Below are 24,735 nucleotides of genomic sequence, written 5' to 3'. Positions count from 1 at the left end.
GAGTTCGTCCAGCTTCGGCAGGTCCGGCAGTTCCTCCGCGCCGGGCACCTCCGCGCCCGGCGCGCCGCGCTTGTAGAGGCCCATGGATCCGTCCTGCCACTCCACGGACAGCTTCTGGCCGTCGTCGCTCACCTTCAGCGTTCCGCCGGGCGTCGCGTCGCCCTGCCCGCTCGTGCAGCGGAGGGTGAACGGCAACTTGCCGCCGGCCGCGTCCGCTTCGAGCATCCCGCTGCACGTCTGCTCCGTACCGTTCCGGGTCAGCTGGCCCACGGTGGCGACCCGCTGTCCGTTCACGACCAGCGCGCCCGGGCTGTCGTCCAGCGTGGAGACCCACGTCCCGTCCGGCTTCCCGGCCCCGGCAGCGTCCCCGCCGTCGCCGCCCGCCGGGGACTGTGACGCCTCGGCAGTCTTCTCTCCCCCGGCCGCCGCCTTGTCGTCACCGCTGTCACCGCTGCCACCGCAACCGGTCACGAGCAGGGCCGCGGTCACCGCCGCGGCGGCGCGTCGAACTGCCTTCAGCACTGCTGCTCCATCCATGGTCCGATCGTGCTCCGATACGAGAACCCGGAAAAAGTAGCAGTGTCCCCGTCCGTTTCCCGGCCGGGTCCCGCACACCGCGTCCGGAACCGACGGGGCGTCACAACCCGGGCGCGTCCGGCGCAGAGACGGCGCCGGGTCCGGCGCACACGGCGGCGTCCGGAACCGACGGGCCCTTCCGGTCCGTACGGCGACGGCACGCGGCGGGGCGGGATCCGCCCGCCACGGCCTGCCGCCGCGGGAAAGAGCGTGCCCGACAGCGGTCCGGCAGGACATGATGCACTCCGAGCGCGCGCCGGACGCACCCGGTGCCGCGCGGACGGCGCTACGGAAGGAGGGCCTCCGTGCCCCATGAGGTCGATCAGTCGTTTCTGGCGTTGCCCCTGCGGGCCCTCGCGGATGCCGCGCTGGCCCGCGCCCGGTCGCTCGGCGCCGAGCACGCGGACTTCCGGCTGGAGCGGATCCGCGGGGCGTCCTGGCGGCTGCGGGACGCAAGGCCGGCCGGCACGTCGGACACCACGGACCTGGGGTACGCGGTGCGGGTCGTGCACGGCGGCAGCTGGGGCTTCGCCTCCGGTGTCGACCTCACCCCGGACGCGGCGGCGCGTGTCGCGGGGCAGGCCGTGGAGATGGCCCGGCTGTCCGCGAAGGTGATCCGGGCGGCCGGTGCGGACACGGGGGCCTCCGGCACACCCTCCGGGCAGGGAGGCAGGGTGGAGCTGGCGGACGAGCCCGTGCACGCGGACCGGGTGTGGGTCTCGTCGTACGAGACCGATCCGTTCACGGTGCCGGACGCGGAGAAGACGGCCCTGCTCGCCGAGTGGAGCGCCCGGCTGCTCGCCGCCGACGGCGTGGCCCACACGGACGCCTCACTGCTCACCATCCACGAGAACAAGTTCTACGCGGACACCGCCGGCACGACGACCACCCAGCAGCGGGTCCGGCTGCACCCGGAGCTGACCGCCGTCGCCGTGGACCCGCGCACCGGCGAGTTCGACTCCATGCGCACCCTCGCGCCACCGGTCGGCCGCGGCTGGGAGTATCTGACGGGCGGCCCCGGCAGCGGCGCCTGGGACTGGGACGGCGAGCTGGCCCGGCTGCCGGAACTGCTCGCGGAGAAGATGCGCGCCCCGTCCGTCGAGGCGGGGACGTACGACCTGGTCGTCGACCCGTCGAACCTGTGGCTGACCATCCACGAGTCCGTCGGCCACGCCACCGAGCTGGACCGCGCCCTCGGCTACGAGGCCGCCTACGCCGGAACCTCCTTCGCCACCTTCGACCAGCTGGGCAAGCTGCGTTACGGCTCGGAGCTGATGAACGTCACCGGCGACCGCACCGCCGAGCACGGCCTCGCCACCATCGGCTACGACGACGAGGGGGTGGCCGCCCAGTCCTGGGACCTGGTCCGGGACGGCGTCCTCACCGGTTACCAGCTGGACCGCAGGATCGCGAGGCTCACCGGCTTCGAGCGGTCCAACGGCTGCGCGTACGCGGACTCCCCCGGCCATGTGCCGGTGCAGCGGATGGCGAACGTCTCGCTGCTGCCCGCTCCGGACGGCCCGTCCACCGAGGAGCTGATCGGCGGCGTCGAGCGCGGCATCTACGTGGTCGGCGACCGGTCCTGGTCAATTGATATGCAAAGGTACAATTTTCAATTTACCGGGCAGCGGTTCTTCCGGATCGAGCACGGCCGGCTCGCGGGCCAGCTTCGCGACGTCGCGTACCAGGCGACGACGACCGACTTCTGGGGCTCGATGAGCGCGGTCGGCGGCCCGCAGACCTATGTCCTGGGCGGCGCCTTCAACTGCGGCAAGGCGCAGCCGGGGCAGGTCGCGTCCGTCTCGCACGGCTGCCCGTCCGCCCTCTTCGAAGGGGTCAACATTCTCAACACCACGCAGGAGGCCGGACGATGAGCCGCGCGAGCAGCAAGCCGCACGAGATCGTCGAGCGGGCGCTGGAGCTGTCACGGGCCGACGGCCTCGTCGTCATCGCCGACGAGGAGTCCAGCGCCAATCTGCGCTGGGCCCGCAACGCCCTGACGACCAACGGCGTCACCCGCGGCCGCACCCTGACGGTGATCGCGACGGTGGACGGCGCCGAGGGCACCGCCTCCGGCGTCGTCTCGCGCTCGGCCGTCACCGCGGAGGAGCTGGAGCCGCTGGTACGGGCCGCCGAGGCGGCCGCGCGCGACGCCGGGTCGGCGGAGGACGCGCAGCCGCTGGTCAGGGACGTACCGGCCGCGCCGGACTTCACCGAGGGCCCGGCGGTGACCACGCCGGAGGTGTTCGCGGCGTTCGCCCCCGCGCTCGGTGAGTCCTTCGCCCGTGCCGCCGCGGCCGGACGCGAGCTGTACGGCTTCGCCAGCCACACCCTGACCTCCAGCTATCTGGGCACCTCCACCGGGCTGCGGCTGCGCCACGACCAGCCGACCGGCACCCTGGAGATCAACGCCAAGAGCCCTTCCCCCGACGGTTCGGCACCGCGCTCCGCCTGGGCCGGGCGCGCCACCCGGGACTTCCGGGACGTCGATCCGCTGGCGCTCGACGCCGAGCTGGCGGAGCGGCTGGACTGGGCGGGCCGGCGGGTCGAGCTGCCCGCGGGCCGCTACGAGACCCTGCTGCCGCCGACCGCCGTCGCCGATCTGCTGATCTACCAGCTGTGGTCGTCGGCCGCGCGGGACGCCGCCGAGGGCCGTACGGTCTTCTCCCGGCCCGGCGGCGGGACCCGGGTCGGCGAGAAGCTGTCGGGCCTGCCGCTCACGCTGCGCAGCGACCCGCACGCGCCGGGGCTGGAGTCCGCGCCGTTCGTGCTGGCCCGGTCCTCGGGCGACGACGCGTCGGTGTTCGACAACGGCCTGCCCCTCTCCCCCACCGACTGGCTGCGGGACGGCGAGCTGACCAGGCTGGTCGCCACCCGGCACAGCGCCGGGCTGACCGGCCTGCCGGTGGCGCCGGGCGTCGACAACCTGCTCCTGGACGCGGGCGGCACCCGGACGCTGCCGGAGATGGTGCGCGCGACGGAGCGCGGGCTGCTGCTGACCTGCCTGTGGTACATCCGCGAGGTCGACCCGGCGACGCTGCTGCTCACCGGGCTGACCCGGGACGGGGTGTATCTCGTGGAGAACGGCGAGGTCACCGCCGAGGTGAACAACTTCCGCTTCAACGAGTCGCCGGTGGGGCTGCTGGGGCGGGCCACCGAGGCGGGCGTCGCCGAGCGGACCCTGCCCCGGGAGTGGGGCGACTGGTTCACCCGGGCCGCGATGCCCCCGCTGCGGGTGCCCGACTTCAACATGAGCTCCGTCAGCCGGGGCGTGTGACCCGGCCCAATAGACTGGCCCCGACCCTGTCCCCTCCTATCCGCGGGAACGACACGATGACACGCCTCGGCGACTCCGTCGCTCGCACCAGCGAGCTGCTGGCGCAGGACCTCTCCTCCGACAAGGCCGTGGAGCAGCTGCTCACGGAGACGAAGGCGAGGCGCTATCTGGACCTGTCGGACCTGTCCCCGAAGGAACAGGCCGCGCTGATCACGGCCCGGTCGGTCGAGGTGCTGCCCGGTGAGGAGCAGCTGGCCGAGCGGATCGAGGAGCGCCGGGCCGCGGGCCGGGGTCTGAGCGTCAAGCTGGGCATCGACCCGACGGCGGCGGACATCCACCTGGGGCACGCCGTCCCGGTGATCGTGCTGAGCCGGCTCCAGCGCATGGGGCACGACGTGACGCTGCTGATCGGCGACTTCACCGCCAAGATCGGCGACCCGTCGGGCCGTACGGCGGAGCGCCCGCCGCTGACCGACGAGGACATCGCGGAGAACCTCGCGGGCTACCGCGACCAGGTGCGGCCCTTCGTCGACTTCGGGAAGGTCAGCTTCCGGCAGAACACCGAGTGGCTGACTCCGTACAGCTTCCCGGAGCTGCTCACGCTGCTCTCCCAGGTGCCGGTCTCGCAGCTGCTCCAGCGTGAGGACTTCCGCAGCCGGCTGGCCGCCGGTTCCGGGCTGACCATGTCGGAGCTGCTGTACCCGATCGCGCAGGGCCTGGACTCGGTGGCCCTGGAGTCCGACGTGGAGCTGGGCGGCGCCGATCAGCTGCTGAACCTCCAGATGGGCCGCAAGCTGATGGAGCTGCGGGGGCAGCAGCCACAGCTGGTCGTCACGATGCCGCTGATCGAGGGCACGGACGGCACGGGCGCGAAGATGTCGAAGTCCAAGGGCAACTACGTCGGGCTGACCGCGACCGCGGACGACGTCTTCGGCAAGATCATGTCGATCCCGGACCGGCTGATGGAGCCGTACCTCAAGGCCTGGACGGAGTGGACCGACGAGGAGGTCACCCTGGCGCTGTCCCGGGTCGCCGACCGGTCGCTGCACCCGATGGACCTCAAGAAGGTGCTGGCGGGCGAGGTCGTGGCCGCGCTGTACGACGTCGAGACCGCGGCGGCGGCGCGGGCCGGGTTCGTGGCCCAGTTCTCGAAGAAGAGCTTCGCCGACGTCGAGTCGCTGCCGGTGGTCGACACCGGTGAGCACGGCGGCGAGACCGTGGCCGGGGTGCTGACGAAGGTGCTCGAGTTCACCCCGAGCGCGTCGGCGGCCCGCCGGATCGCGAAGCAGAACGGCCTGCGGCTGGTTCTGGAGACCGGCGACGGCCAGCGTGCCGTGGTGCTGCCGGAGGCCGCTGCCGCCCGGCCGCTGGCGGAGGTGGTCGCCGAGGTCCTCGCCGAGGCGGGTACCGGTGCCGCGGCGGGCGGGGTGTTCCTCAAGGCCGGCCGGAAGCTGGCCCAGCTGACGGGCCTGTGACCGCACTCGCCGCACTCCCGGTGACCCGGCGGTCACCAGGAGTGCGGCCCTCCGGGCCCGGGGACGCGCGACGGCCGGGTGCGCACCGCGCACCCGGCCATCCGTTGTCGGGGTTCACGCTCTCTCACGCCGGTGTTTCGCGCCCCGCATCTTGGCCCAGAGCGGACTGACGAGCGCGACCACCACGATCGCTCCCACCAACTGGAACGCATGCCTCCACCAGTCGATCCCGGCGGTCGCGTCCACTCCGGCCCAGCGGGCCACGGCGTTGCCGAGCAGGGCGCCGACCATGCCGCAGATGGCGGTCAGCCAGAGCGGGATGTTCTGTTTCCCGGGAATGATCGCCTTGGCGAGCAGCCCCAGGACGAGACCCAGGATGATTGCCCACAACCAGCCCATCGTTTCCTCCTCATACGGCACTGTGTGCGCAGATACAGCCAGTGTCCGCCCGGTTCGGCTACGGCGCATGTCGGAGCGGACCGTACGCGGCCCGGCGCACCGTCCCCGCGCCGCCCGCGGGCCCACCCGGGCACGGCCGCGCGGCGGCACGGCGTACCGTGGGAGGAGACCGGAACAGCTGCGTGACCGGTGTGGAAACGGGTGGTGGAACGTGATGCGGAAGCAGGGCGGCGCCGAGGTGTACCGCATCACCGGGGCCCGGCAGGGGCTGGCGGACGATGTGCGGGGCAGGCAGCGGCGCTATGTGATCTCGATGTCGCTGCGCACGGTGTCGGTCGTGCTGGCCGCCGTGCTCTGGGACGTCCAGCGGTACGTCGCCGTCGTGGCCCTGGTCCTCGGTGTGGTGCTGCCGTACGTCTCCGTGGTGATCGCCAACGCGGGCCGGGAGAACGCCTCTTCGCTGCCGTCGGCGCACCTGGCCCCGCCGGTCCGCCCGATGCTGGAGAGCCGGCCGGGCGACGAGGCGGAACCCGCTCCGGAACCGGTGCCGGAAGGGGTGCGGACGGTGCGGCCCGGGCACCCCGATGGGACGCCCGACCCCCTCTGACGTGCCCGTCGGCACCCGCGGTGGGCAGGCTTCCGTGCAAGCCTCAAGAAAAGCTCAGATCAATCATGTGATTCCGGTGCACCCGGCCCAACCGCCCATGCCATACTTCGTACGCGCTCCGCATCCCCCGTCGGAGCGACGGACCGACGCCGGGCAGCTCCCCCCGTGGCTGCCCGGCGTCGCCCTGTGTCGCCGCCGGATATTAGGGTTGAGCCGTGATGCTCCCCGAGGACCCCGGCTCGCCGATCTGTTCCGCCAAGGGCTGCCGTGAGGCGGCCGTATGGGTGCTGGCCTGGAACAATCCCAAGCTGCACACCCCGGAGCGGCGCAAGACCTGGCTGGCCTGCGAGGAGCACCGGGAGCATCTGTCGGCGTTCCTCGGCGCCCGGGGGTTCCTCAAGGACGTCGTGCCGTTCGCCGAGTGGTCAGCCGCCGATCGCTGACATCGGCCGCTGCGGCTGGAGGAAGGACGGGTCGTCCAGACCCGATCCGGCCTTCTTGCCCCACATCGCCGTCTTCCAGAGAGCCGCGACCTCCTCGTCGGCGGCGCCCGAGCGCAGCGCCCCGCGCAGATCGGACTCCTCGGTCGCGAACAGACAGGTGCGCACCTGCCCGTCGGCGGTGAGCCGGGTGCGGTCGCAGGCCCGGCAGAACGGCCGGGTCACGGAGGCGATGACGCCGACGCGGGCGGGCCCGCCGTCCACCAGCCAGCGCTCGGCGGGCGCGGAGCCCCGGCGCTCCTCCCCCTCGGGGCTGAGGTCGAAGCGGGTCCGCAGGGCGGCCAGGATGTCCCCGGCGGTGATCATGCCTTCGCGCTTCCAGCCGTGCTGGGCGTCCAGCGGCATCTGCTCGATGAAGCGGAGCTCATACCCCTCCTCGACGGCCCAGGCGAGCAGGTCGGGGGCCTCGTCGTCGTTGAGCCCCGGCATCAGCACGGCGTTGACCTTGACCGGGGTGAGCCCCGCGGCACGGGCGGCCTCCAGGCCGCGCAGGACGTCGGCATGGCGCTTGCGGCGGGTCATGGCCTGGAAGACGTCCGGGCGCAGCGTGTCCAGGGAGACGTTGACCCGGTCGAGACCGGCGTCCCGCAGGGCCGCGGCGGTGCGCTCCAGCCCGATGCCGTTCGTGGTGAGGGACATCCGGGGGCGGGGCTCCAGGGCCGCGCAGCGCTCGACGATGCCGGTGAGTCCGGGCCGGAGCAGCGGCTCACCGCCGGTGAAGCGGACCTCCTCGACGCCCAGGTCGGTCACGGCGATACGGATCAGCCGGACGATCTCGTCGTCGGTCAGCAGGTCCGGTTTGGCGAGCCACTGGAGGCCCTCCTCCGGCATGCAGTAGGTGCACCGGAGATTGCACCGGTCGGTGAGCGAGACACGCAGATCGGTCGCGACGCGGCCGTAGGTGTCGATCAGCATGTCGGCTGCCCTCCCACGCGTTCCTGTGGACCCGTTCCCGGGACGCCTGCCCCGGGCTCCATGTGATGAAGCGTACGCGAGAGGAGTGACACCGGGCCCGGCCCGGGGTCACTCCCCGGACACGCGGCAGCCGCCGCCCCCCGGTGCGGGGTGCGGCGGCTGCCGGACGTGTCAGTGCGCGTGGGTGCCCGTGAGCGAACGGACCTCCAGCTCCGCGTACTTCTCGACGTTCGGCTCCTCCTTCGACAGCAGGGTGCCGATCCAGCCGAGCAGGAAGCCCAGCGGGATGGAGATCAGGCCCGGGTTCTCCAGCGGGAACCAGTGGAAGTCCACGCCCGGGAACATGGAGCTCGGCTTGCCGGAGACGACCGGCGAGAAGAGCACCAGGAGCACCGACGCCCCGAGGCCGCCGTAGATGGACCACAGCGCGCCCTGGGTGGTGAACCGCTTCCAGAACAGGCTGTAGAGCAGCGTCGGCAGGTTGGCCGAGGCGGCGACGGCGAAGGCCAGCGCCACCAGGCCGGCGACGTTGAGGTCGCGCGCGAAGACACCCAGGATGACGGCCGCGCCGCCGATGCCGACCGTGGCCCAGCGGGCCGCGGCGACCTCTTCCTTCTCGGTGGCCTTCCCCTTGCGGATGACGTTGACGTACAGGTCGTGCGCGAAGGAGGACGACGAGGCCAGGGTGAGACCCGCGACCACCGCCAGAATGGTGGCGAAGGCGACCGCGGAGATCACCGCGAGCAGGATGGCGCCGCCGGCGGAGCCCTGACCGCCGCCGATCTCCTGTGCGAGGAGTGGCGCCGCGGTATTTCCTGCCGCGTTGGACTCGATGATCGTGTCCTGTGACAACAGCGCCGCCGCGCCGAAGCCGAGCGCGATCGTCATCAGGTAGAAGCCACCGATGATGCCGATCGCCCAGTTGACGGACTTCCGGGCGACCCGGGCCGTGGGCACGGTGTAGAAGCGGATCAGGATGTGTGGCAGGCCGGCGGTGCCGAGGACCAGCGCGATGCCGAGCGAGATGAAGTCGATCTTCGACATGGCGTCGACGCCGTACTTCAGGCCCGGCTCCAGGAACGCGCTGCCCTTGCCGCTGTTGTCGGCGGCCGCGCCCAGCAGTGTCGAGATGTTCCAGTTGAACTTGAACATCACCAGGACGGTGATCAGCAGGGTGCCCGCGATGAGCAGCACCGCCTTCACCATCTGCACCCAGGTGGTGCCCTTCATGCCGCCGATGGCGACGTAGAGGATCATCACGATGCCGACCAGGACGACGATGAGGATCTTCCCGGCCTCGCTGGTGATGCCGAGCAGCAGCGCCACCAGGGCGCCGGCGCCGGCCATCTGCGCCAGCAGGTAGAAGATCGACACGATGATGGTCGAGACGCCGGCCGCGGTGCGCACCGGACGCTGCCTCATCCGGAACGCGAGCACGTCACCCATCGTGAAGCGGCCGGAGTTGCGCAGCGGCTCGGCGACGAGCAGCAGGGCCACCAGCCAGGCGACGAGGAATCCGATCGAGTAGAGGAAGCCGTCGTAGCCGAAGAGGGCGATGGCGCCGGCGATGCCGAGGAAGGACGCCGCCGACATGTAGTCGCCGGAAATGGCGAGACCGTTCTGGAATCCGGTGAAGGAACGGCCGCCGGCGTAGAAGTCGGTGGCGTTCTTGGTCTGCCGGCCGGCCCAGATGGTGATGCCGAGCGTCGCGAGAACGAAGACGGTGAAGAGCGAGATGATCAGGACCCGGTGCTCGCCGGCACCCTCGGCCGCCAGAGTCGTCGCCCCTTCGAGGGACAGGATGGTCATGCGTCACCCTCCAGTCGCGCCTTGATCGCATCGGCCTTCGGGTCGAGCTTCGCCTCGGCGTGGCGGGAGTACCACCAGGCAATCAGGAATGTGCTGGCGAACTGCGCCAGACCGAACACCAGAGCGACGTTGACGTTGCCGAAGAGCTTGGTGCCCATGAAGCCACCGGCATAGTTGGACAACAGGACATACAGCAGATACCAGACGATGAAGGCAATGGTGAGCGGAAAGGCGAACGAACGGTGCGCCTTGCGCAGCTCCCCGAACTCGGGGCTTTCCTGCGCCTCGCGATACGCCACGACAGCGGTCGGCGCATCCGACCAGTGCGCGGGCGGCGTCCCCTCGGGCGGGGGTGATGCGGTGGCCACGGATTCTCCTGAGGGTGTGGTGCGACAACATGGCCGGTGCGGGTGATGGGGATCACGCCTACACCGGATTCGGAATGGTAGGCGCGACACGGGGTGATCCGACAGAGGTCGGAGATTGAAATTCGCCGGAACTGCACGCCCGAGGCGTCCCAGGTCACGGGCCTGTCTCGGTCCGGCACACGATCGCTATACCTCGTCACCCGGCGGGTCCGGGGCATCACCCTCCGTGCCGCCCCGCCTCCGCCCGGCTGCCGGGCGGAGGCGGTCTCCCCGCCCGGGCTCCGGGGGCACGGCGACCGGCCGGCCGCACCCCGCCCTCGCCACCCCTGGGACGGATTCTGGCCGCCAACTGGGCCAGCACACGGAATGAATCCGTATTTTTACCGGAAGTAATTGATCAGATCAGCTGTTCGGCGCTAGCTTCCCTCGTCATGCACCCGTTCACCCGCGACCCGCGCGTGGACGGTCTCACGGATGATGTGGAGAACCCATGGATCATCTCCGGTCCAGACGCTCACGGGCACTCGCGGTGCCCGTCGGGCTCGCCCTGACCGCCGCCCTCGGTTTCCTTCCCGGAGCCACCGCCACGGCCGCCACCGACCAGGGCGTGTCCGCGGCGCCGGAAGCCGCCGCCCAGGAGGGGCCGAAGCTTTCGTACGTCGTCAACACCGCCACCGACAAAGGCACGTTCGGCAAGGTGAAGAAGGCCGTCAAACGGTCCGGTGCCACCGTGGTGAACGCCCACCCCCGGATCGGGGTGATCGTGGCGCACTCCACCGACCCGGACTTCGCCGACACCATGCGCACCGTCGAGGGCGTGCAGTCGGCCGGGGCGACCCGGACCGCTCCGCTCCGGGCGGCCGCCACCACCGAGGTCGGCCGGCCCGAGAAGGTCCGGGAACCGGGCGCCTCGCTGCGCGCCGCGGCCGCCGCCGACGGCCTGGAGCCGCTGGAGTCCCTCCAGTGGGACATCCCCGCGATCAAGGCCGACCGGGCGGCGGAGGTCAACCCGGGCAGCCGCGACGTGACCGTCGCCGTCATCGACACCGGGGTGGACGACACGCACCCCGACCTGGCCCCGAACTTCTCCGCCGGGCAGTCGGCGAACTGCGTCGGCGGTGTCGCGGACACCAGTGAGGGCGCCTGGCGGCCGTACACCGCGGACGACTACCACGGCACGCACGTGGCCGGGTCGATCGCAGCCGCCCGCAACGACATCGGCGTCGCCGGAGTCGCACCGAACGTAAAGGTCTCCTCCATCAAGGTGAGCGAGCCCACCACCAGCCTGTTCTACGCGGAGGCCGTCGTCTGCGCCTTCGTCTTCGCCGCCGAGAACGGCGTCGAGGTCACCAACAACAGCTATTACGTCGACCCGTGGCTGTACAACTGCGAGGACGACCCCGACCAGCGGGCGATCCTGGACGCGGTCGGCCGCGCCACGAAGTACGCCGAGCGCAACGGTGCGGTCAACGTCGCCTCGGCCGGCAACGCCGCCTCCGACCTGGCCGCGGACGAGCTAACCGACACCTCCAGCCCGAACGACTCGAAGCCGGTGCCGCGGACGATCAACCCGTCCACCTGCCTGGACGCCCCGACGCAGCTGCCGGGCGTCGTCACCGTCGCCGCGACCGGCGTGCAGTCGCTGAAGTCGTACTACTCCAACTTCGGCCTGAACCAGATCGATGTCGCGGCCCCCGGCGGCGACCGCTACCAGGTGCCCGAGCTGCCCGCCAAGGACGGCCGCATCCTCTCCACGATGCCCGAGGGCGACTACGCCTACCTCCAGGGCACCTCGATGGCCGGACCGCACGTCGCGGGTGTCGCGGCGCTCGTCAAGAGCGGGCGTCCGGACGCGAGTCCGCAGGAGGTGCAGTGGCTGCTCAAGGCCCAGGCGAACAACCCCGGCTGCCCGACCGCCCCGTACGATCCGGACGGTGACGGTGATGTCGACGCCGAGTGCGAAGGCACCCGGCACATCAACAGCTTCTACGGCTTCGGCATCGTCGATGCCCTGGCCGCGGTAGAGAAGTGACGCGCCGCCACCGCGCGCCCGTTCCCCGTCCGTCACGAAGTGGAGATCACATGACGCCCACGCCGCGCACCGCGCGATCACGCCGTGCCGCCGCCATACCGGCGAGCGTGGCCCTGGCCACCGCCTTCGCCTTCCTCCCGGGCACCCCGGCCGGCGCCGCCACCGCGGACACCGCCGAGCCCGCGCCGGCCGCCGCGCCGGCCGCCGCCGACGGCGAGTCGCTGAGCTACGTCGTCAACGTCCGGCCCGGCAAGGGCAGCGCCAAGCAGGCCGGCAAGGCGATCGCCAGGGCCGGCGGCGAGGTCGTCCAGGCCTACGAGCAGATCGGCGTCCTGGTCGTCCACTCGGCGGACCCGGCCTTCGCCGAGAAGATCCGCAAGGTCCGCGGGGTCGACTCGGCCGGGGCCACCCGGCACGCGCCGCTGCCCGCCCAGACCACCACGGACATCGGCACGCCGAAGGAGCTGACGCCGCAGCAGATGCTGGCGGCCCAGGCCCGCGCGGCGGACGACGAGGACCCGCTGCAGCCGCTCCAGTGGGACCTGCCGGCCATCAAGGCCGACCAGGCGCACGAGAAGACCCTCGGCAGCGACAAGGTCACGGTCGCCGTCATCGACACCGGCGTGGACGACACGCACCCGGACATCGCGCCCAACTTCGACCGCGGGTCCTCCGTCAACTGCGTCACCGGCTCCCCGGACACCACGGACGGCGCCTGGCGGCCGAACGAGGGCGAGAGCGCGCACGGCACGCATGTCGCCGGTGAGATCGCCGCCGCGAAGAACGGCACCGGCGTGACGGGCGTCGCCCCCGGCGTGAAGGTCTCCGGCATCAAGGTGTCGACGGAGCAGGGCTACTTCTACACCGAGGCGGTCGTCTGCGGCTTCGTCTGGGCCGCCGAGCACGGCGTCGAGGTGACGAACAACAGCTATTACGTCGACCCGTGGATGTTCAACTGCGCGGACGACCCGGACCAGAAGGCGCTGCTGGACTCCATCTCCCGGGCCACCCGCTACGCGGAGCGCAAGGGCGCGGTGAACGTCGCCGCGGCCGGCAACTCCGAGTTCGACCTCGCCTCGGACTCGATCACCGACACCTCGAGCCCGAACGACGGCACCCCGGTCGAGCGGGACATCGACCCGGGCGAGTGCCCGGACATCCCGACCCAGCTCCCCGGGGTGGTCACGGTCTCCTCGACCGGCGCCAAGGGAATGAAGTCCTCGTTCTCCAACTACGGTCTCGGCGTCATCGACATCGCGGCCCCCGGCGGCGACAGCACCGCCTACCAGGCTCCGGAGGCCCCGGCCACCAGCGGCCTGATCCTGGGCCCGCTCCCCGGCGGCAAGTACGGGTACATGGCGGGCACCTCGATGGCGTCCCCGCACGTCGCGGGTGTCGCGGCGCTCATCAAGAGCACCCACCCGTGGGCGCCGCCGGCCGTCGTCAAGGCCCTGCTGAAGGCGCAGGCCGACCCGATGCCGTGTGACGACCCGTACGACATCGACGGGGACGGCAAGGCGGACGCGGTCTGCGAGAGCGGCCGGAACATGACCGGCTTCTACGGGGCCGGGCTCACCGACGCGCTGGACGCCGTCCAGCGGTGACCGGTGCCGGCGGGACCGGCACGCACGGCCGCCGCCCGGCGTGCCGGACAGCGCCGGGCGGTGAGCCGCGCCGGATGGTGAACCCCGTCGGGCGGTGGCACGTGTCGGACGGGCACCGCCCACAGGCGAGCCGCCCACCGACGGTGAACCGCCTCAGGTGGTGAACCTCAGGTGGTGAACCGCCGGCCGGTGGACGGGTCCGGGGGGCCGGGTGGCGACGCGCCGCCCGGCCCCTCGGCCGGCAGCGGCTGTGGCGCGGGCTGCCAGCCCGGTCCTCGGAGCAGCCGGCCCGCCCGCTCCCGCCAGTCCCGGGCGGCGCGGAGGTCACGGGCGATGGCCGCGTACTCGTGGGTGGCGACCCGGAGCGGGTTGTAGGTGGCGATGTTCTTCGTCAGCCCGAACACCGGGCGCTCGGTCTCGGCCGTGAAGGAGCCGAAGAGCCGGTCCCAGACGATGAGGATGCCGCCGAAGTTCCGGTCCAGATAGCTGCCCTGGGAGGCGTGGTGGACCCGGTGGTGCGAGGGCGTGTTGAGGACGAACTCCAGGGCCCGGGGCAGTTTGCCGATGCGCTCGGTGTGGATCCAGAACTGGTAGACGAGGTTCACCGAGGACAGGAACGCGAGCGCCGCCGGGTGCACGCCGCAGGCGATCAGCGGCAGGTAGAACGGCCACACGGTGAGGCTGGTCCAGGGCTGGCGCAGCGCCGTGGAGAGGTTGAACTTCCGGCTGGAGTGGTGCACCACGTGGCAGGCCCAGAGGATCCGGATCACGTGGTGACCGCGGTGCGACCAGTAGTAGAAGAAGTCCTGCGCCAGCAGCAGGAGCGGCAGGGTCCACCACGCAATGGGCACGCGCAGCGGGGTCAGTTCGTAGACCAGCGTGTAGACCGCCACAATCGGGATCTTCCACACCAGATCGAAGACCAGGCTGCCGAGACCCATGGTGATGCTGGTCGCGGCGTCCCGGGTCTCGTAGCCGGCCTTGTCCTCGTCCGGGTGAAGCCGGTAGCTCACCACCTCCACCACGGTGAGCAGGACGAACGCGGGTATGGACCACAACACGACATCGGGCAGGTGCGGCATGTCCGGCACCATAAGCGGAACCGGGCGGGCGCACCAGAGGTTGTTACCAACGGGTATATGCCGCTGTCCGCGCGGCTCGCCGGGCCGGTTACCACAGCGGCTTCCCGGCCCGCGAGCCCCCCGGGGTGTCGCGGGCGTGTCAGCGGCGCCCCGTATTCTCAGGTCCCATGCTCGAAGACCGCACGGCAGCCGCGCCCTTGATCGGGCGGCAGCCCGCACCGACCCCGACCCCGTGGCCCGCGGCGTATCCGCAGGGCTATGCCGTGGTGGACGTCGAGACCACCGGGCTCGCCCGCGACGACCGGATCGTGTCGGCGGCGGTCTACCGGCTGGACGCCCGCGGTGACGTGGAGGACCACTGGTACACCACGGTCAACCCGCAGCGCGATCCCGGCCCCGTGTGGATCCACGGTCTGACGAGCGCGGAGCTGGCGGACGCCCCGCTGTTCCCGGAGATCGCGCAGGAGCTGGCGGCGCGCCTCGACGGCCGGGTCCTCGTCGCGCACAACGCGGTCTTCGACTGGTCGATGATCGCCCGGGAATTCGCCCGCGCCGGGGACACCGCGCCGGTCCGCGAGCGGCTGTGCACGATCGTGCTCGCCAAGGAGCTGCGACTGCCGCTGCCCAACCACAAGTTGGAGTCGCTGGCCGCGCACTACGGCGTCGTCCAGCGGCGCGCGCACCACGCGCTGGACGACGCGCGCGTGCTCGCCGAGGCCTTCCGCCCCAGCCTGCATCTGGCGGCCGGCAGCGGGGTGGCGCTGCCCCTGCACGCCTGCCGCCCGCTGACCGAGTGGACCGACAATCCCGTGAGCGGCCCGGTGGGCCGGCAGGCGTCGTACCGCCCGCGGACCTGGCGCCCCAGCCGCAGGCGGCCCGCCTGCCCGTATCCGAACCCGGGGCGCTACGAACCGGGCAAGCCGCTCGTCCAGGGCATGCGCGTCGCCTTCTCCGGTGACACCTCCGTCGACCGGGAACTGCTCGAGGACCGGGCGACCGAGGCCGGGCTGCATGTCGCCGGGAGCGTGTCCCGGCTCACCAGCCTGCTGGTGACCAACGATCCCGACGCGGCGACCTCCAAGGTGGTCAAGGCGCGGGCGGCCGGCACCCCGGTGATCGACGAGGCGGCGTTCACGCAGCTGCTCCAGGACGTGTCCCGGCAGCCGGAAGAGGCACAGCCGCAGGACGGGCCACAGCCGCCGGACGGCGGGCCGCAGCAGCCGGAGGGGCCGCGGCAGCCGGACGCCGGGCCACAGCCGCAGGACGGCGGGCCGCAGCCGCCGGACGCCTCCCCGCGGCCGGACCGGTCCGCGCCGCCGGAGGCTCCCGCCCCGTCGCCCGCGCCCCCGCCGCCGCACCCGTCCCCGCTGCCGCCCGCTGCCTCCTGGGAGGCGGCGGAGCTCTTCGAGGCGGACGGGTCCCCGCAATCAGGTGAATGACGGGCGACTCGCCCGCCCGTCGCCGCGGCTCGGCCGCCCCCTGCCCGCACGCTGAGGCGCATGGCCCGATGCGAGGTATGCGGAAACGACTACGGCATGAGCTTCGAGGTGCACGCGCAGGGCGCCGTGCACGTCTTCGACTGCTTCTCCTGTGCCATCCACCGAATGGCGCCGATCTGCGAGCACTGCCGCTCTCGCATCATCGGCCAGGGCGTGGAGGCCGAGGGGCACTGGTACTGCGGAGCCCACTGCGCCCGCGCCGAGGGCAGGGCCGGACTGGTCGACCACGTCTGAGCCGCCGCTCTGAGCCCGCCGCTCACAGCCCGCCGCGCCGGGAACGCCCCGCCGGGAAGACCCCGCCGGGTGCAGCCGCGCACCCGTCCGCCCGCCGCCTCCGAGCGCGCGCCGGGACGACCCCGGCGGTGTCCGGGTCCACCGCGCCCCGGCCACCGGCCCCGAGTACCTCCCGGTCACCGCACCCGGGGCCGCCGCCTCCCGGCCACCGCGTCCCGGCCGCCGCCTCCCGGTCACCGCGCCCGGGTCCCCGTCCGGGCCCGCCGCGCCCGGACCAGCCCCTCACCCCGGCGACCGCCCGTCCCCGCCCGGTTCCGGACCGCCGTCGCGGGATCGCGAGCCGGACGACCCTCCCGTCCGGCGGCCCGCGACCGAGTTGTACCGTCGTGGGGTGTACCGCTTCCTGTTGTCCCGCCAGTGGGTGATCCTCACCCTGGTGGCCCTCGCGCTCATCCCCACGATGATCGAGCTGGGCTTCTGGCAGCTGCACCGCCACGAGCACCGCGTCGAGCAGAACCAGCTGATCGAGGACAACCTCCGAGCACGCCCCGTCCCCGTGACGGAGCTGACCGGGCCCGGCCACGAGGTGCCCCGGGACGACTACTGGCGCGCGGTGACCGCCACCGGGAGGTTCGACACCGGGCGCGAGGTCGTGATCCGGCAGCGCACCGCCTCCGACGGCGAGAGCATCGGCTACTACGTCCTCACCCCGCTCGTCCTCACCGGCGGCGGCGGTGACGGCGGGACGGTCCTGGTCAACCGGGGCTGGATCCCGGCGGGCGGCACCCTCACCGAGTTCCCCGACGTCCCGGCCGCCCCCCGCGGCGAGGTCACCGTCACCGGCCGGCTCATGGGCGACGAGACCACCGAGGCCAGCGGCATCAAGGACAAGCAGGGCCTGCCCGAGCGGCAGTACATGCTGATCAACAGCGCCCAGCAGGCCGAGCGCCTGGACACCCCGGTCCTCGGCGGCTACATCGAGCTGACCGAGCCCGCCGGGGAGACCCCCGAGCCCGTCGCCGAGCCCGACCACGACAGCATCGGCCCGCACATGGCGTACGCCGTCCAGTGGTGGCTGTTCGCCGCCGGTGTCCCGGTCGGCTGGGTCGTCCTGGTGCGCCGCGAGCGCAACGACCGCCGCGCCGCGCGCCCCGAGGAGAAGCCGGCCCCCGTACCCGCCTGACCCGGCGGGCGCACACTCCTGCGGTGGCGGCACCGGATTGCACTCGGCAGGCTACGGGCAGACGGACAACCCGCAGCCGCCCCCGCCGGACTCCGTCCCGCGGGCCGAGGGAGGAGCCACGTGCCGGGACTGATCGAGGACTACGCGCTCATCGGTGATCTCCAGACCGCCGCGCTCGTCGGCAGGGACGGCTCCATCGACTGGCTCTGCCTCCCCCGCTTCGACTCCGGAGCCTGCTTCGCGGCCCTGCTCGGCGACCCGGACAACGGCCGCTGGCTGGTCCGCCCGCGCGGCGCCGAGCGCTGCACCAGCCGCGCCTACCGGGGCGACACGCTGGTCCTCGACACCCTCTGGGAGACCCCCGAAGGCACCGTCCGGGTCACCGACTTCATGCCGCACCGTGACCGCGCCCCCGATGTCGTACGCATCGTGGAGGGCCTCTCCGGGCGGGTCGCCATCGAGTCGGAGCTGCGGCTGCGCTTCGACTACGGCAACATCGTCCCCTGGGTGCGCCGCGCCGACGGCCACCACATCGCGATCGCCGGCCCCGACTCGGTCTGGCTGCGCAGCGTGCCGCACCAGAAGACCTACGGCCGGGACTGGGCGACGCACTGCGACTTCACGGTCGGCGCGGGCGAGCGGGTCGCCTTCGTGCTGACCTGGCACCCCTCCCACGAGAAGTACCCGCGCCGGATCGACCCGTACGAGGTCCTGGCGCACACGCTCGACGACTGGGAGAGCTGGTCCGCCGAGTGCCGCTACGAGGGCCCCTGGCGGGAGGCCGTGCTGCGCTCCCTCATCACCCTCAAGGCCCTGACGTACGCGCCCAGCGGCGGCATCGTCGCCGCCGCGACCACCTCGCTGCCGGAGCACATCGGCGGCGTACGGAACTGGGACTACCGCTTCTGCTGGCTGCGCGACGCGACCCTCACCCTCAACGCCATGGTCACCGGCGGCTATCTCGAGGAGGCCGCCGCCTGGCGCGACTGGCTGCTGCGCGCCGTCGCCGGCTCCCCTGCCGACCTCCAGATCATGTACGGCATCCAGGGCGAGCGGCGGCTCACCGAGTTCGAGGTGCCCTGGCTCCGCGGTTACGAGTCCTCCTCCCCGGTCCGCATCGGCAACGCCGCCGTCGGCCAGCACCAGCTCGACGTCTACGGCTCGGTCCTCGACTCCCTCCACCTCGCCCGGCAGAGCGGCCTCCCCAAGGAGGAGAACGCCTGGAATCTGCAGCGGGTGCTGATGGACTTCCTGGAGGGCTGCTGGCGGGAGCCGGACGAGGGCATCTGGGAGGTGCGCGGCCCGCGCCGGCACTTCGTCCACTCCAAGGTGATGGCCTGGGTCGCGGCCGACCGCGCCGTCCGCACCGTGGAGAGCAACCCGGGCCTGTCCGGTGACGCGAACCGTTGGCGCGCGATGCGCGAGGCCGTGCACCGCGAGGTGTGCGAGCGGGGCTACGACGCCGGACGCAACACCTTCACCCAGTTCTACGGGTCCGCCGAGCTGGACGCGGCGACGCTGCTGATCCCGGAGACCGGCTTCCTGCCGCCCTCCGACCCGCGGGTCGTCGGCACCGTCGACGCGGTGTGCCGCGAGCTGGGCCACGGCGGCTTCGTCCGCCGCTACACCCCCAGCTCGGTCGACGGGCTGCCCGGCACCGAGGGGGCCTTCCTGGCGTGTTCGTTCTGGCTCGCCGACGCGCTCCAGGCCATCGGCCGGCACGGCGAGGCCCGGGACCTGTTCGAGCGGCTGCTGTCGGTCCGCAACGACGTCGGGCTGCTCGCCGAGGAGTGGGATCCCGTGGCGGGCCGCCAGCTCGGCAATTTCCCGCAGGCGTTCAGCCACATCGGGCTGGTCAACACCGCCCTCTCGCTGTCGATCGGCGATGCGCGATCATAGGGCCATGGATCTTGGACTCAACGACCGCGTCTACGTCATCACCGGAGCCAGCCGGGGCCTGGGGCTCGCGGCGGCCCGCGAACTGGTCGCCGACGGCGCGAAGGTCGTCCTCTCCGGCCGCGACGAGCAGACCGCCTCGGCCGCCGCGGCGGACCTCGGCCCGAACGCCGTCGGCGTGGCCGCCGACAACGCCGACCCCGGCACCGCCGAGCGGCTGGTCGCCGCCGCGCACAGCCACTTCGGCCGCTTCGACGGCGTTCTGATCAGCGTCGGCGGCCCGCCGCCGGGGCTCGCCACGGACAACACCGACGCGCAGTGGAGCGCCGCCTTCGACGCCGTGTTCCTCGGCGCGGTACGGCTCGCCCGGACGGCCGCCGCCGAGCTGGGCCCCGGCGGCGTCATCGGATTCGTGCTGTCCGGCTCGGTCCACGAGCCGATCCCCGGGCTGGCGATCTCCAACGGGCTCCGCCCCGGGCTCGCCGGCTACGCCAAGTCGCTCGCCACCGAGCTGGGCCCGCGCGGGATCCGGGTGGTCGGGCTGCTCCCGGCCCGCATCGACACGGACCGGGTGCGGGAGCTGGACGCGCTCTCCGGCGACGCGGAGGCGGCCCGCGCGCGCAACGAGAGCATGATCCCGCTGCGCCGCTACGGCACCCCGGAGGAGTTCGGCCGCACCGCGGCCTTCTTCCTGTCGCCGGCGGCCTCCTACCTCACCGGGATCATGGTCCCGGTCGACGGAGGCCACCGGCACGGCTTCTGACCGGCCGGCCGCCGGCGGGGCGCCCGGCGGCGGTCACTCGGCCAGGCCCGCCAGGTCGCGCAGCCGGCGGCCCTGTGCCGCCCGCTCCGCGGCGCGCTGCTCGTCGTACGTCCGGTCCCGGGCGCCGCGCAGCAGCGCCTTGGTCTCGATCACGGCGTCCCGCGGGGCGGCCGTCACCGCGGCGGCGAGGTCACGAGTGGCGGCGTCGAGGTCGGCGGCGGGCACGACCAGGTTGGCCAGGCCGATCCGCTCGGCCTCGTCGGCGCGCAGCAGGCGGCCGGTGACACAGATCTCCAGCGCCCGGGCGTAGCCGACGAGGCCGACGAGCGGGTGGGTGCCGGTCAGGTCCGGCACCAGGCCGAGGCTGGTCTCGCGCATCGCGAACTGCGCGTCTTCCGCGCAGACCCGCAGGTCGCAGGCGAGCGCGAGCTGGAATCCGGCGCCGATGGCATGGCCCTGCACGGCGGCGACGCTGATCAGGTCGTTCCGCCGGAACCAGGTGAAGGCCTCCTGGAACTCCGCGATGGCGGCGTCCCCGGCATCCTCGCGCGCGGCGAGGTCCATGAAGGACGGCTCCCCCTCGAAGCCCTCGGGGGTGAAGGCGCGGCGGTCGAGGCCCGCCGAGAAGGACGGGCCCTCGCCGCGCAGCACCACGACCCGGACGCCGCCCGGGAGCAGGCGTCCGGCCTCGGCCAGGGCCCGCCACATGGCGAAGTCCTGCGCGTTGCGCTTGGCGGCGTTGGCGAGTGTCACCGTCGCGACGGACGCGTCCGGCGCGTCGCCGTCGAGGGTGAGCCGTACGCCGTCCTGGTCCAGCAGGGTCATGGGTGCCTCCGGGAATGGCCGTGGCCGACCGGCCCGCCGGGCGGCGGTGACGGTGCCTGCCCGGAAAGCCTCTCGGCACTGCGCAGTTTGATTACTGCACAGTAACCACCCGGGCGACCACAGGATCGACCGGGTGGTACTGCCCCATTCGCCGGCTCGCGGCCCGCCTGCCCGACCCGTGGGTCAGGACGAGGCTGCCTTCTTGCCGCGTGTGGCTCCGCCGCGACCACGGAGGGTCACGCCGGACTCGCTGAGCATCCGGTGGACGAATCCGTAGGAGCGGCCCGTTTCTTCGGCCAGCGCCCGGATGCTTGCACCGGAGTCGTACTTCTTCTTCAGGTCAGCCGCGAGCTTTTCGCGCGCGGAGCCGGTCACCCGGCTGCCCTTCTTCAGAGTCTCGGCCACCCGTGCCTCCTCATGGGAAGTGCGCTCTGGACTTCTCATGATCACCCCTCCCGGGCTTCCTGGCCACCCATTCGGCAAGGTCCGTACGACATCCTTTTCTCTTGTAGAGGGCACGAAATTGCCGCGAATTGCCGGACCGGAATCCCCCGGCCTCCCGTCACTGTCCGCAATCGCCGGGGAAAGACCAGGTCAGAGGCGACGGGCGGAGCACGGCAGCGGGGCGGCCGGCGGCGGGCCCGGCCGGGCGGGCGGCGGAAGGCGGCACACCGGGGTACGACCCGGTCTCACTCAGATGATGGATCACGTGTCGACCGAATGATCCAGTCCGAGTGGATCAATACCGGTGGATCAGTCCGGGCGGGCCGGTACCGGAGGGCACGGCCGCACGGCGGCGGGCCCGGAAACGGAACGCCGTTCCCGGGCCCGCCGCGGGGCTGCCGTGATCAGGCCAGGGCGACCAGGTCGGCGTAGTCCTCGCCCCACAGGTCCTCCACGCCGTCCGGCAGCAGGATGATCCGCTCCGGCTGGAGCGCGTCCACCGCGCCCTCGTCGTGGGTCACCAGCACCACCGCGCCGGTGAACGTGCGCAGTGCCCCGAGGATCTCCTCGCGGCTGGCCGGGTCGAGGTTGTTCGTGGGCTCGTCGAGCAGCAGGACGTTGGCCGAGGAAACCACGAGCGTGGCGAGCGCCAGCCGGGTCTTCTCGCCGCCGGAGAGCACCCTCGCGGGCTTGTCCACGTCGTCACCGGAGAACAGGAACGAGCCGAGGGTCTTGCGGATCTCGACCAGATCGAGGTCCGGGGCGGCGGTCCGCATGTTCTCCAGCACCGTGCGGTCCGGGTCCAGGGTCTCGTGCTCCTGCGCGTAGTAGCCGAGCTTGAGGCCGTGGCCGGGGGTGACCTGGCCGGTGTCGGGCTTCTCCACACCCGCCAGCAGCCGCAGCAGGGTCGTCTTGCCCGCACCGTTGAGGCCGAGGATGACGACCCGGGAGCCCTTGTCGATGGCGAGATCGACATCGGTGAAGATCTCCAGCGAGCCGTACGACTTCGACAGGCCCTCGGCGGTCAGCGGAGTCTTGCCGCAGGGCGCCGGGTCGGGGAAGCGGAGCTTGGCGACCTTGTCGGAGGCACGCTCGTCCTCCAGCCCGGCGAGCAGTTTCTCGGCGCGGCGGGCCATGTTCTGGGCGGCCACCGTCTTGGTGGCCTTCGCCCGCATCTTGTCGGCCTGGGAGTTGAGCGCCGCGGCCTTCTTCTCGGCGTTGGCGCGCTCCCGCTTGCGGCGCCGCTCGTCGGCCTCGCGCTGGGCCATGTACTGCTTCCAGCCCATGTTGTAGATGTCGATCAGCGAGCGGTTGGCGTCCAGGTAGAAGACCTTGTTCACGACGGTCTCGACGAGCTGTTCGTCGTGGGAGATCACCATGAAGCCGCCGCTGTACGTCTTGAGGTAGTCGCGCAGCCAGACGATGGAGTCCGCGTCGAGGTGGTTCGTCGGCTCGTCGAGCAGCATGATGTCGGAGTCCGAGAACAGGATCCGGGCCAGCTCGACCCGGCGGCGCTGGCCGCCGGAGAGGGTGTGCAGCGGCTGGCTCAGGATCCGGTCGGGCAGCCCCAGGCTGGCGGCGATGGTCGCTGCCTCGGCCTCGGCGGCGTACCCGCCCTTGGTGAGGAACTCCGTCTCCAGCCGTTCGTACTTCTTCATCGCGCGCTCGCGGGTGGCGCCCTGGCCGGTGGACATCCGCTCCTCGTTCTCCCGCATCTTGCGGATGACGGAGTCGAGGTCGCGGGCCGAGAGGATGCGGTCGCGGGCGAGCACGTCCAGGTCGCCGGTGCGCGGGTCCTGCGGCAGATAACCGACCTCGCCGGAGCGGGTCACGCTGCCGGAGGCGGGCATGCCGTCACCGGCGAGGATCTTGGTCAGGGTGGTCTTGCCCGCGCCGTTGCGGCCGACCAGGCCGATGCGGTCGCCCTTGGCGACGCGGAAGGAGGCGGACTCGATGAGGAGGCGGGCGCCGGCGCGCAGCTCGAGGCCGGTTGCGGTGATCACGGGAATACTCCAGGGCGGAACGGACGGGCGTCGGGTACGGACGGATCACAGGGGCCGCGCGGGCCGGGAATCAGGCGTGAGGCGTGCGCGGCGGACGACGCCGTCTAATGCACGAGGAGAATTGCCATACGGGTCAGTCTAACGGCGGCGGGCAAGTCGTTTTCCCCCGGCGGCGCGGCGCCCTCCCCGGCTCCCCGCGCGGACGCCCCTCCCCGGTCCCCCGCGGGCGGCCCCTCCGCGGTTGCCCGGCGGTGGCCGTCTGCGGTTTCACGGCCGCCGGGGCGGCCCTGCTGCCGCTCCACGGCCGTCTGAATGACCCTTCGCGGATTCGCGGCCGCCGGAGTAGTTCTTCTGCGGATCCGCGGGCGGTCGTCCCGCGGTTTCGCGGACGGTCGTCCCGCCCCGCCCGTCCCGGCCTTCCCGTCTGCGGTGCCGTGGGCCCGGGCCGCCGCCGGGCTGCCGTGGGCCGGGGCGCCGTACGCCCGGCCGTCCCGGGTCCGCGGCCCCGGCCGGCCGCGGCCGCGCTAAGCGCCCCCGGTGTGCACCTGGAACGCCGCCCGCCGGACCGCCTTCGCCAGCGCCGGATCGGGGTGCGCCGCGGCGAGGGCGACGAGCACCTGGACCGTCCGGGGGTGACCCACGGAACGCACCTCGGCAAGAAGCGCCGGCACGGTTCCCTGCACCGCGGACTCCAGATGGCGGACCAGCAGCTGGCCCTCCCCGTGGTCGGCCACGGCGGCCGCCGTGTCCACCCACAGCCAGGTGGCCTCTTCGCGGGTGAGCACGTCCGGCGAGTCCTCCGGGTCACCGCCCTCCTGCTCGGCCAGCCAGAGCAGGGCGTACGGGCGCAGATAGGGCTCGTCCGCCACCTCCCGGACGGCGGGCTCGGCGGGGGCGCCGACGACGCGCAGCGCCTCGAACGCGAGCCCGCGCAGCAGCGCGTCCTCGCCCCGGGCGACATCGAGGAGTTCCGCCACGGCGCTGCCGACGGGGCGCGCCGCGAGCCAGGCGCGGTACTCGGCGCGGGCGGGGCCCGGGGTGAGGCGGGCGCAGCCGCGGAGCATGCCGGCCGCGGACTGCTCGATGTTGCCCGCCGGGCTCTGGGCGGCGACACAGATCTGCTCGAGCTTGACCCACACCGCCCAGTTGCCGAGCGGCGTGAGCGTGGCCTCGTCGTCCTCCAGCGTCAGGGCACCGACGGCGGCGAGGCCGTCCAGCGCCCAGTCCAGCAGCGCGGCCGGCGG

The 24,735-nt window shown here is 72.5% G+C and carries 20 protein-coding genes and 2 pseudogenes; 12 read left to right on the top strand and 10 right to left on the bottom strand.

Annotated elements, in window-relative coordinates; translation table 11 throughout:
• On the bottom strand, positions 1–537 hold a 537-nt coding region (locus tag GCU69_RS06075; RefSeq protein WP_156205334.1), incomplete at its 3' end, for a hypothetical protein.
• A gap of 344 nt (positions 538–881) precedes the next feature.
• Here GCU69_RS06075 and GCU69_RS06070 point away from each other — a divergent pair.
• Genes GCU69_RS06070 through tyrS form a run of 3 tightly spaced genes read left to right on the top strand, consistent with a single transcriptional unit; the run spans position 882 to position 5,328 of the window.
• Positions 882–2,450 (top strand): TldD/PmbA family protein, encoded by a 1,569-nt coding sequence (locus GCU69_RS06070; protein ID WP_098751244.1) that lies wholly within the window; start codon positions 882–884, stop codon positions 2,448–2,450.
• Complete coding sequence (locus GCU69_RS06065) at positions 2,447–3,853, top strand: metallopeptidase TldD-related protein (protein ID WP_156205333.1); 1,407 nt, start codon at positions 2,447–2,449, stop codon at positions 3,851–3,853. The genes GCU69_RS06070 and GCU69_RS06065 overlap by 4 nt, the downstream gene beginning before the upstream one ends.
• Positions 3,854–3,909: 56 nt before the next feature.
• Positions 3,910–5,328: a tyrosine--tRNA ligase gene (gene tyrS / locus GCU69_RS06060; protein WP_156205332.1), complete on the top strand. Its 1,419-nt coding sequence runs from the start codon at positions 3,910–3,912 to the stop codon at positions 5,326–5,328.
• A gap of 114 nt (positions 5,329–5,442) precedes the next feature.
• On the opposite strand, the gene GCU69_RS06055 is transcribed toward tyrS, so the two are convergent.
• On the bottom strand, positions 5,443–5,727 hold the full coding sequence (locus tag GCU69_RS06055; protein WP_098751247.1) for a GlsB/YeaQ/YmgE family stress response membrane protein: 285 nt from the start codon (positions 5,725–5,727) through the stop codon (positions 5,443–5,445).
• Between the two features lie 214 nt (positions 5,728–5,941).
• Between GCU69_RS06055 and GCU69_RS06050 the strand changes: the two genes are divergently transcribed.
• Positions 5,942–6,334 carry a DUF3099 domain-containing protein gene (locus GCU69_RS06050; RefSeq protein ID WP_098751248.1) on the top strand — a complete coding sequence of 131 codons (393 nt, stop codon included), beginning with the start codon at positions 5,942–5,944 and terminating at the stop codon, positions 6,332–6,334.
• Between the two features lie 218 nt (positions 6,335–6,552).
• Positions 6,553–6,777, top strand: a complete 225-nt coding sequence (locus tag GCU69_RS06045; protein WP_156205335.1) for a hypothetical protein — start codon at positions 6,553–6,555, stop codon at positions 6,775–6,777.
• Here the strand turns inward: GCU69_RS06045 and moaA are convergent.
• From moaA to GCU69_RS06030, 3 genes are all read right to left on the bottom strand, one after another.
• Positions 6,760–7,749 (bottom strand): GTP 3',8-cyclase MoaA, encoded by a 990-nt coding sequence (moaA, locus tag GCU69_RS06040; protein ID WP_098751250.1) that lies wholly within the window; start codon positions 7,747–7,749, stop codon positions 6,760–6,762. The two genes, GCU69_RS06045 and moaA, sit on opposite strands and share 18 nt — an antisense overlap.
• Before the next feature lie 171 nt (positions 7,750–7,920).
• Positions 7,921–9,558: a solute symporter family protein gene (locus tag GCU69_RS06035; RefSeq protein WP_098751251.1), complete on the bottom strand. Its 1,638-nt coding sequence runs from the start codon at positions 9,556–9,558 to the stop codon at positions 7,921–7,923.
• The gene (locus GCU69_RS06030; RefSeq protein WP_098751252.1) at positions 9,555–9,926 is read right to left on the bottom strand and encodes a DUF485 domain-containing protein; all 372 of its coding nucleotides are present in this window, start codon (positions 9,924–9,926) and stop codon (positions 9,555–9,557) included. The genes GCU69_RS06035 and GCU69_RS06030 overlap by 4 nt, the downstream gene beginning before the upstream one ends.
• 490 nt (positions 9,927–10,416) lie before the next feature.
• Here GCU69_RS06030 and GCU69_RS06025 point away from each other — a divergent pair, with 490 nt between their 5' ends.
• Entirely contained in the window at positions 10,417–11,958 is a 1,542-nt protein-coding gene (locus GCU69_RS06025) for a S8 family serine peptidase (protein WP_098751253.1), read from the top strand.
• A gap of 50 nt (positions 11,959–12,008) precedes the next feature.
• Positions 12,009–13,562, top strand: coding sequence for a S8 family peptidase (locus GCU69_RS06020; RefSeq protein WP_098751254.1), 1,554 nt, complete (start codon positions 12,009–12,011; stop codon positions 13,560–13,562).
• A 167-nt stretch (positions 13,563–13,729) separates the two neighbouring features.
• Here GCU69_RS06020 and GCU69_RS06015 read toward each other — a convergent pair whose 3' ends face one another.
• Positions 13,730–14,644 carry a sterol desaturase family protein gene (locus GCU69_RS06015; RefSeq protein WP_098751255.1) on the bottom strand — a complete coding sequence of 305 codons (915 nt, stop codon included), beginning with the start codon at positions 14,642–14,644 and terminating at the stop codon, positions 13,730–13,732.
• 167 nt (positions 14,645–14,811) lie between these two features.
• Here GCU69_RS06015 and GCU69_RS06010 point away from each other — a divergent pair.
• From GCU69_RS06010 to GCU69_RS05990, 5 genes and pseudogenes are all read left to right on the top strand, one after another.
• Positions 14,812–15,813: pseudogene (locus GCU69_RS06010) on the top strand (DEDDh family exonuclease); the annotation flags it as partial.
• Positions 15,814–16,143: 330 nt separating this feature from the next.
• Entirely contained in the window at positions 16,144–16,377 is a 234-nt protein-coding gene (locus GCU69_RS06005; RefSeq protein ID WP_098751256.1) for a hypothetical protein, read from the top strand.
• A gap of 391 nt (positions 16,378–16,768) precedes the next feature.
• Complete coding sequence (locus tag GCU69_RS06000) at positions 16,769–17,560, top strand: SURF1 family cytochrome oxidase biogenesis protein (protein ID WP_156205331.1); 792 nt, start codon at positions 16,769–16,771, stop codon at positions 17,558–17,560.
• 120 nt (positions 17,561–17,680) lie between these two features.
• On the top strand, positions 17,681–19,459 hold the full coding sequence (locus tag GCU69_RS05995) for a glycoside hydrolase family 15 protein (RefSeq protein ID WP_098751258.1): 1,779 nt from the start codon (positions 17,681–17,683) through the stop codon (positions 19,457–19,459).
• A gap of 4 nt (positions 19,460–19,463) precedes the next feature.
• A complete protein-coding gene (locus tag GCU69_RS05990) occupies positions 19,464–20,219 on the top strand; it encodes an SDR family oxidoreductase (protein WP_156205330.1) in 756 nt (251 codons plus the stop codon).
• 33 nt (positions 20,220–20,252) lie between these two features.
• On the opposite strand, the gene GCU69_RS05985 is transcribed toward GCU69_RS05990, so the two are convergent.
• The 4 genes and pseudogenes from GCU69_RS05985 to GCU69_RS05970 form a co-directional block, all read right to left on the bottom strand.
• Complete coding sequence (locus GCU69_RS05985; RefSeq protein WP_156205329.1) at positions 20,253–21,044, bottom strand: enoyl-CoA hydratase/isomerase family protein; 792 nt, start codon at positions 21,042–21,044, stop codon at positions 20,253–20,255.
• 183 nt (positions 21,045–21,227) lie between these two features.
• Positions 21,228–21,449, bottom strand: a complete 222-nt coding sequence (locus tag GCU69_RS05980) for a helix-turn-helix domain-containing protein (RefSeq protein ID WP_069811969.1) — start codon at positions 21,447–21,449, stop codon at positions 21,228–21,230.
• Positions 21,450–21,892: 443 nt separating this feature from the next.
• Entirely contained in the window at positions 21,893–23,491 is a 1,599-nt protein-coding gene (locus GCU69_RS05975; protein ID WP_098751261.1) for an ABC-F family ATP-binding cassette domain-containing protein, read from the bottom strand.
• A gap of 524 nt (positions 23,492–24,015) precedes the next feature.
• Positions 24,016–24,735: pseudogene (locus GCU69_RS05970) on the bottom strand (hypothetical protein); the annotation flags it as partial.

Origin of the sequence: Streptomyces lycii, assembly GCF_009735685.1 — a bacterium.
Classification (GTDB): domain Bacteria; phylum Actinomycetota; class Actinomycetes; order Streptomycetales; family Streptomycetaceae; genus Streptomyces; species Streptomyces lycii.
Note: the sequence above shows the minus strand (reverse complement) of the source record. Positions and strands in the feature narration are given on the sequence as shown.

What these genes read in the sequence shown, in the direction of transcription:
- GCU69_RS06065 (WP_156205333.1), top strand. Translation starts at nt 2,447, where the DNA reads ATGAGCCGCGCGAGCAGCAAGCCGCACGAGATCGTCGAGCGGGCGCTG.
- tyrS (WP_156205332.1), top strand. Translation starts at nt 3,910, where the DNA reads ATGACACGCCTCGGCGACTCCGTCGCTCGCACCAGCGAGCTGCTGGCG.
- GCU69_RS06055 (WP_098751247.1), bottom strand. Translation starts at nt 5,727, where the DNA reads ATGGGCTGGTTGTGGGCAATCATCCTGGGTCTCGTCCTGGGGCTGCTC.
- GCU69_RS06050 (WP_098751248.1), top strand. Translation starts at nt 5,942, where the DNA reads ATGCGGAAGCAGGGCGGCGCCGAGGTGTACCGCATCACCGGGGCCCGG.
- GCU69_RS06045 (WP_156205335.1), top strand. Translation starts at nt 6,553, where the DNA reads ATGCTCCCCGAGGACCCCGGCTCGCCGATCTGTTCCGCCAAGGGCTGC.
- moaA (WP_098751250.1), bottom strand. Translation starts at nt 7,749, where the DNA reads ATGCTGATCGACACCTACGGCCGCGTCGCGACCGATCTGCGTGTCTCG.
- GCU69_RS06035 (WP_098751251.1), bottom strand. Translation starts at nt 9,558, where the DNA reads ATGACCATCCTGTCCCTCGAAGGGGCGACGACTCTGGCGGCCGAGGGT.
- GCU69_RS06025 (WP_098751253.1), top strand. Translation starts at nt 10,417, where the DNA reads ATGGATCATCTCCGGTCCAGACGCTCACGGGCACTCGCGGTGCCCGTC.
- GCU69_RS06020 (WP_098751254.1), top strand. Translation starts at nt 12,009, where the DNA reads ATGACGCCCACGCCGCGCACCGCGCGATCACGCCGTGCCGCCGCCATA.
- GCU69_RS06015 (WP_098751255.1), bottom strand. Translation starts at nt 14,644, where the DNA reads ATGCCGCACCTGCCCGATGTCGTGTTGTGGTCCATACCCGCGTTCGTC.
- GCU69_RS06005 (WP_098751256.1), top strand. Translation starts at nt 16,144, where the DNA reads ATGGCCCGATGCGAGGTATGCGGAAACGACTACGGCATGAGCTTCGAG.
- GCU69_RS05990 (WP_156205330.1), top strand. Translation starts at nt 19,464, where the DNA reads ATGGATCTTGGACTCAACGACCGCGTCTACGTCATCACCGGAGCCAGC.
- GCU69_RS05985 (WP_156205329.1), bottom strand. Translation starts at nt 21,044, where the DNA reads ATGACCCTGCTGGACCAGGACGGCGTACGGCTCACCCTCGACGGCGAC.